Raw genomic sequence first — 5,901 nt, 5'->3', positions numbered from 1 at the left:
CGCCGGCTCGACCGCGTAGTGCAGGTTGGGCCGGTACGCGCCGGTGTCGACGAGGCCGGCGCGCGGAATGCCGAGCTTCTCCATGATCTCCCCGGCCACTTCGCCGTTCGCCGTGGCCGTGAGCGCCAGCACCACCGGATGGTTCAGCGCGCGCACCGCCGCACCCAGCTCGAGGTAGGCGGGCCGGAAGTCGTGCCCCCACTGCGAAATGCAATGCGCCTCGTCGACCACGAGCAAGGAGGTCGGGTGCCGCTGGAGCAGCGCGAGGAAATCGGCATCGGCCAGACGCTCCGGCGTGCTGAAGATCACGCGCGCCGAACCGTCGGCGACGGCCGCCTGCGCGTCGTCGATCTCCTGTGCGGTGCACTGGCTGTTGAGCTGCACGGCGCTCACGCCCGTCGCGTTCAGCTTCTCGCACTGGTCCTTCATGAGCGCGATCAGTGGCGAGACCACCACCGTCTGCCCCGGCGCGAGCACCGCGGGCACCTGGTAGCACAGCGATTTTCCGGCGCCCGTGGGCATGACGGCGAGCGTCGATTCGCCGCCGACCACGCGATCGATCACGCGGCGCTGCCCGGGCCGCAGCCGCCGATGGCCGAACACCTCGTGCAGCACGCGGTCAACGGGTGCTTCAGAGGCGGCGCGGGTGCGTTGCTTGCGGACGGCGGCCCGCGTCGTCGTCTGCGCTTTCTTCGGCGGTGGCTTCTGATGGTGCTCTGGCATGCGTGAGCGCCAATCTGCCCGCCGGGCGAACGCCGCCCTGTGGGCGCACATCCATGCGCCGCGTCGGCCGGGTCTTAGAAGTCGATGCTGGCCGAGAGGCTCAGCGTGCGCGGCGAACCGACGAACAGGTAGCCCGCGGCCGACGTGCCCCAGTAGTCCTTGTCGAACAGGTTCTCCACGTTCATGCGGAAGGTGACGGGCTTGCCGCCGAGCCGCGTCGCATAGCGCGCGCCGGCATTGAAACGATTCCAGCCGGGGATGTGCAGGGTGTTGGCAGGATCGACGGCGGTCTTGCCCGTGTGGATCATGCGGCCCGTGAGCGTCAGGCCCGGAAGGAACAGCATGTCCCATTCCGCGCCCAGGTTCAACTGCCAGTCCGGCACGCCGATCGCCTTCCTGCCTTCCAGCGCACTCGTGGTCGCCTTGGTGATGATCGCGGCCGATCGCAATGGGTTTTCCCACGGTGCTCCTGCACTAGCGTCACCGCGCGCTCACGCACCTCGGGTGAGAACTTCTTCGACTTCTTCATGGCTCAATCCTCTCCCGAGAGCTTTGAGCCCCACAATCCGGGGCGATTCAAAGAGAGTCAAGGATGGCTTGAGAGGACACGCCTGGGTGTTTCAGCGCTTGCTGAAATTAGCTTTGCCGATGAAATTTCTTGACATTTTCACCAAAAAGGCTACTTTCAGCGAATGTTGAAAGCGATCGAATCGATGAAAGAGGTAGCTTGCCAAGCTGCGGACGCCCTCCGAACGCTGCTCGAACAGGTGTCAGCGATCCAACTGCTGGACATTGAGCACGGGACCCGGGATCCCCACGTCGGGATCGATATTGTGGCGCACATCGACGTGTCGGGCGCGCGGCGTGTCCTGGTTTGCGAAGTGAAGTCGAGTGGGCAGCCGCGCCATGTTCGAATGGCATTGCTTCAGTTGCGCCATTACATCGCTCATCAGGCACCAGACGCCACGCCGGTTTTTATCGCACCGTATCTGACCCCGGAAGCCCAAGCACTCTGTCGCGAGCAGGAAGTCGGGTTTCTCGATTTCGAGGGCAATGCCCGCTTAGTCTTTGACGGCATCTTCATCGAGCGCCAAGTTGCCAGCAAGCCAGTTGCCGAGCGGCGGGAGCTCAAATCGCTGTTCAAGCCGAAGTCAGCACAGGTGCTGCGCGCAATGCTTCGTGATCCCAACCGAGCGTGGCGCGTCACGGAGCTCGCTCAGGTCGCCGATGTCAGCTTGGGCCATGTGAGCAATGTGCGCACCGGCCTGCTCGATCGTGAGTGGGCGCAAATATCCGACGAAGGCATGCACTTGTCTGAGCCCGACGCGCTTTTGGACGAGTGGCGCGACGCCTACGAACCACCGGCTGGCCCGCGAATGAACTTCTACACGACCTTGCACGGTGGTCCGTTGGAGGCGGCTGCGCGGCGGGTTTTGCATGCGGATCGCGAAGCCGGTCGGGCGATATTGGCGTCTTTCTCTGCAGCGCAGTGGCTCGCCCCATATGGCCGCACGGGAATGCAGTATTTCTACGCGGACGATGCGGGCCTTGAACATTTGCTCGCGGGCCTGAAGCTGTCGTCGACTTCGAAAGGCGAGAACGTGACTGTGACTGTGCTCAAGGACCTCGGTGTCTTCCGCGATACAGTGGAGCCAGCACCTGGCGTCATCTGCACCAGCCCGGTCCAGACTTACCTCGATCTCGCTGCGGCCGGGGAGCGAGGGCGGGAAGCAGCCGAGCATCTACGAAAAGAATGGCTGACATGGCCGAAATGACGCAGGGCGAGCCACAGTCCGCCGCCGACTACGACGACCGCACGACAGCGGCCGTCAAAACGGTGCTTGTCGAGATTGGTCAGATCCTTGGGAGCTTCAAGGGCAAGTTCGCCATCGTCGGCGGCGCTGTACCGTGGTTGCTGCTCGATAACCAAGACATGCCGCACGTCGGCACGCTGGATGTGGATCTCGGCCTGGACGCAGGCGCACTAGGCGACGGCGAATATGCCATGCTCATTGAGGCGTTACAGGGCCACGGCTATGAGCAGCGCCGCGAACTCCGACGCTTTCAGCTCGTTCGCGAAGTTCCTACCCAGGACGGCGGTACTCCGATTGACGTCATTGTCGACTTCCTGATGCCCCGTAACGCCGAGATCGTCAAGAACGTGCCGCCTCTGATCAGCGACTTTGCAGTGCAAAGAGCGGACGGTGCCGATCTGGCCCTTCACTTCTCTCAGTTGGTGGCGATCACCGGTTCGATGCCGGCTGGCGGGACGAACCGCGTCGAGATCGCCGTCTGCTCGATCCCAGCGCTTCTGGCAATGAAGGGTCATGCAATCGAAGGACGCTACAAACAGAAGGACGCCTACGACATCTATTACTGCGTCCGCAACTACCCGGGAGGCCCAGAGGCGCTCGCCGAGGAGTGCCGCCCGTTGCTCGGTCATGCCAGCGGCGCGGAGGGGTACGGCTTCATTGCGGGTAAGTTCGACACCGTCGACGGCTTTGGGCCGACATGTGTACGTCGCTTCGTCGAAGAAACGGATGTCCTCGGAGATCGCAGTCCGGAGCAGTGGCAGCAGGATGCTTTCGGTCAGGTCGACGCCTGGCTGCGCGCACTCGGGTTGAGGGAGGCGGCCCCATGACTCACCAACGTTCAGCATCTTCGATGCACTGTCTGCCTGGGGCGAGACGCTACCAGGTTGGCAACATTTCGTTCTGAGCGGGCTCGTGGCGGCGGAGGTGGAATTGCCCGATGAAGCCCTCGATGAGGTTCTTTCCGAGTACCGGATCGATCAGCACCTGGCCGGCCCAGATGCAATGCACGTGGACCAAGGCATGACATTGCCGCGGTTTGGGGCAGGCGTGCCGACATTCGCTATGGCTAGTAAGTTGGCCGTGATGTCGTCGGTATCCGAAGTCGATGCACTCGCCGCCAGCGGGCGGGGCTATAGCGAGCAGCTGATCGAGCGCAACCCGCGCCAGACGCGCTCGTCCTCCCTGACCTGGCCGATTCGCCAGGCACCGTCTGGCGAATCTCCGGCACTGCCGCCGGGACATGCTGCGCTGGCGTCTGATGGGCCGTCGCTCGCCGGGGCCGATTCTGCCGGCGCTCCCGGACCGTGACCGTTGGAAGACCTTGCGCGATGTTCACGCTGCCTGGTCCGCCTACGTTCTCCGGCAAGATCATGGCCGCGAACTAACGCACCTGCTGGGACGCCGAGCAGCTGCAGAGCGAACTGGAGAAGACGCGGCGCATGCTGGAGACGCGCGGCGCCCTCGGCGGCAAGGACCAGGCGGGGGACACGGCCGGGCCATAGAAAAAGTCCTGCGGAATTCTTTTCGGCGCCGAATCCTTTTGGCCCTGGAGTGGCCTCCATGCAAGGGTCAACAATCACCGGAGCCCGCACCATGTTTCATCTCAAGCGCAACCTCCCGTCATGGGAGCGCGCAGTTCGGCTGTGTCTCGGCGTCATCGCCGCCCTCGGCGCTTTCTACTTCCTGCCCGCCGGGACGCTTCGCATGCTGGGGTTCGGCACCGCGGGAATGCTCGCGGCCACGGCCATCGTCGGGTTCTGTCCCGCCTGCGCAATGCTCGGCCGGAAGGCCGCGGACCCGGCCCGATGATCGGCGCGTCCGCCGCGCTGATCGAAGCCGCCTGCGCCGGGGACGAGCGGGCGCTGTCGCAATTGCTGCGCGCCTGCCAACCCGACCTCCGGCGATTCGCGCGCCGCACCTGCTCGAACAGCGAGGACGCCGAGGATGCGGTGCAGGTGGCGCTGTGGCAGCTGCACCGCAAGATCGGCACGCTCGGCACCGTGGCGGCCTTTGCCAGCTGGCTGTTCCGCATCGTCGAGCGCGAGTGCTACCGGATCTTCAAGCGCGGTGCCGCCAAGGCGCCCCTTCCAGCGCCGTTGGCAGAGGAACTGGCCGCGCCACCGATTCCCACGGACCTGCGCCTCGACCTTGCGAAAGCGATTGCCGCGCTGCCGGAGGCCTATCGCGTCGCGCTGATCCTGCGCGATGTGGAGGAACTGACCGCCCCCGAAGTCGCGGCAAGCCTGGGCCTGAGCGTGCAGGCCGTGAAGAGCCGGCTGCATCGCGCCCGCGCAATGGTGCGCGAGAACCTGATGAACGGCGGTTACTGGGAGCGGGATGGCGAATCGGGGCCGGGTCCGCGGGCGGACATCGGGTAGCCCTCTTTTTTCACTCGTCCAACGCCGGGTCCTTGCGCGTGCGCGTCAGCAGGCTGCGCACCGAAGATTCGAGCTCGCGCAGCTGGAGCGCAATGCCGTGCAGCTGCTCGGCAAGAGTCGTGAATCCGGCGGGGTCCTCCGTCCTGGCGGCGGCCGGGCTCGCCGGCCGGTGCGAAGCCTCCGGGCTCACGGCGTGCATCAAGGCGGCGACGCTGGCGGCGGCACCGCCGGCTGCACGGCGAAGCGTGTCGATGGCCTGGTCGACCTGCACGTCGCGCCTTGCCATGGCATCTGCCACGCTGCCGCGCCAATCTTCCAGCGCGCGAGGCTCCTTGTCGAACAGGTTGTCGATCTCCTTCATGCCCCGATTTTGTCGGAGAACGGGGTTCAGATCACGCATGGCCGTCGGCGGCTCTCGAGCAGCCTTGGCTTAGGATGCGCCGATGCCTCTTTCGCAACTTCCGGCGGATCGCCCCGAAGGGTGCCTTTCTTCATGAGGCCGGCCGGCCCCGTCGCAAGACTGCTCTGGCGCGCGCTGGCGCTGGTGTTCGTCGTCCTCGGCCTGATCGGCGCCTTTCTTCCCGTTCTGCCGACGGTGCCGTTCCTGCTCGCGGCCGCCTGGGCTGCCGGCCACGGTTGGCCCGCGCTCGAAGACTGGCTGCTCGGGCACCCCCGCTATGGCAGGTACATCCGCCAGTGGCGCCAACGCGGAGCGGTGCCGCGCCGCGCGAAATGGACCGCAACGGCCATGATGGCGCTGAGCTCCGCCGTGCTGCTGGCCGCCGCCGCACCCATCGCCGTGAAGATCGGCGCGCCGGTGCTCGTGGCAGCGGTCGCTATCTGGCTGTGGAGCCGGCCCGAAAACTGATCGTCAGACGATCTCGGCCGGACCGGTGAGCACGCGCTGGTACTTGCCCATCGCCTCGGGCTCCACGCCGAGCCAGCGCGCCACCTGATCGAGCGTGGCGCCCCTGCGCAACTGGCGC

The 5,901-nt window shown here is 65.6% G+C and carries 9 protein-coding genes; 6 read left to right on the top strand and 3 right to left on the bottom strand.

Annotated features, from left to right (window positions below; genetic code table 11):
- Both AC1DOC_RS20400 and AC1DOC_RS20395 read right to left on the bottom strand, forming a co-directional pair.
- The coding region (locus tag AC1DOC_RS20400) for a DEAD/DEAH box helicase (protein ID WP_478130376.1) at positions 1-723 on the bottom strand (723 nt) is incomplete at its 3' end.
- Between the two features lie 74 nt (positions 724-797).
- The gene (locus AC1DOC_RS20395; protein ID WP_018906954.1) at positions 798-1,172 is read right to left on the bottom strand and encodes a TonB-dependent receptor domain-containing protein; all 375 of its coding nucleotides are present in this window, start codon (positions 1,170-1,172) and stop codon (positions 798-800) included.
- Between the two features lie 243 nt (positions 1,173-1,415).
- Between AC1DOC_RS20395 and AC1DOC_RS20390 the strand changes: the two genes are divergently transcribed.
- From AC1DOC_RS20390 to AC1DOC_RS20370, 5 genes are all read left to right on the top strand, one after another.
- Complete coding sequence (locus tag AC1DOC_RS20390; protein ID WP_018906955.1) at positions 1,416-2,498, top strand: type IV toxin-antitoxin system AbiEi family antitoxin; 1,083 nt, start codon at positions 1,416-1,418, stop codon at positions 2,496-2,498.
- Positions 2,486-3,364, top strand: coding sequence for a hypothetical protein (locus AC1DOC_RS20385; RefSeq protein WP_018906956.1), 879 nt, complete (start codon positions 2,486-2,488; stop codon positions 3,362-3,364). Before AC1DOC_RS20390 ends, AC1DOC_RS20385 begins: the two co-directional genes overlap by 13 nt.
- Positions 3,365-3,461: 97 nt before the next feature.
- Complete coding sequence (locus AC1DOC_RS20380; protein ID WP_478084313.1) at positions 3,462-3,845, top strand: hypothetical protein; 384 nt, start codon at positions 3,462-3,464, stop codon at positions 3,843-3,845.
- Between the two features lie 285 nt (positions 3,846-4,130).
- On the top strand, positions 4,131-4,346 hold the full coding sequence (locus AC1DOC_RS20375) for a YgaP family membrane protein (RefSeq protein WP_018906958.1): 216 nt from the start codon (positions 4,131-4,133) through the stop codon (positions 4,344-4,346).
- Entirely contained in the window at positions 4,343-4,915 is a 573-nt protein-coding gene (locus AC1DOC_RS20370) for an RNA polymerase sigma factor (RefSeq protein WP_018906959.1), read from the top strand. Before AC1DOC_RS20375 ends, AC1DOC_RS20370 begins: the two co-directional genes overlap by 4 nt.
- 10 nt (positions 4,916-4,925) lie before the next feature.
- On the opposite strand, the gene AC1DOC_RS20365 is transcribed toward AC1DOC_RS20370, so the two are convergent.
- The gene (locus tag AC1DOC_RS20365) at positions 4,926-5,276 is read right to left on the bottom strand and encodes a hypothetical protein (RefSeq protein WP_018906960.1); all 351 of its coding nucleotides are present in this window, start codon (positions 5,274-5,276) and stop codon (positions 4,926-4,928) included.
- Positions 5,277-5,408: 132 nt separating this feature from the next.
- On the opposite strand from AC1DOC_RS20365, the gene AC1DOC_RS20360 reads away from it, so the two are divergent.
- On the top strand, positions 5,409-5,783 hold the full coding sequence (locus AC1DOC_RS20360) for a YbaN family protein (protein ID WP_018906961.1): 375 nt from the start codon (positions 5,409-5,411) through the stop codon (positions 5,781-5,783).
- Positions 5,784-5,901: the final 118 nt, after the last annotated feature.

It is taken from the genome of Variovorax sp. 01T439_2, assembly GCF_056398445.1.
Note: the sequence above shows the minus strand (reverse complement) of the source record. Positions and strands in the feature narration are given on the sequence as shown.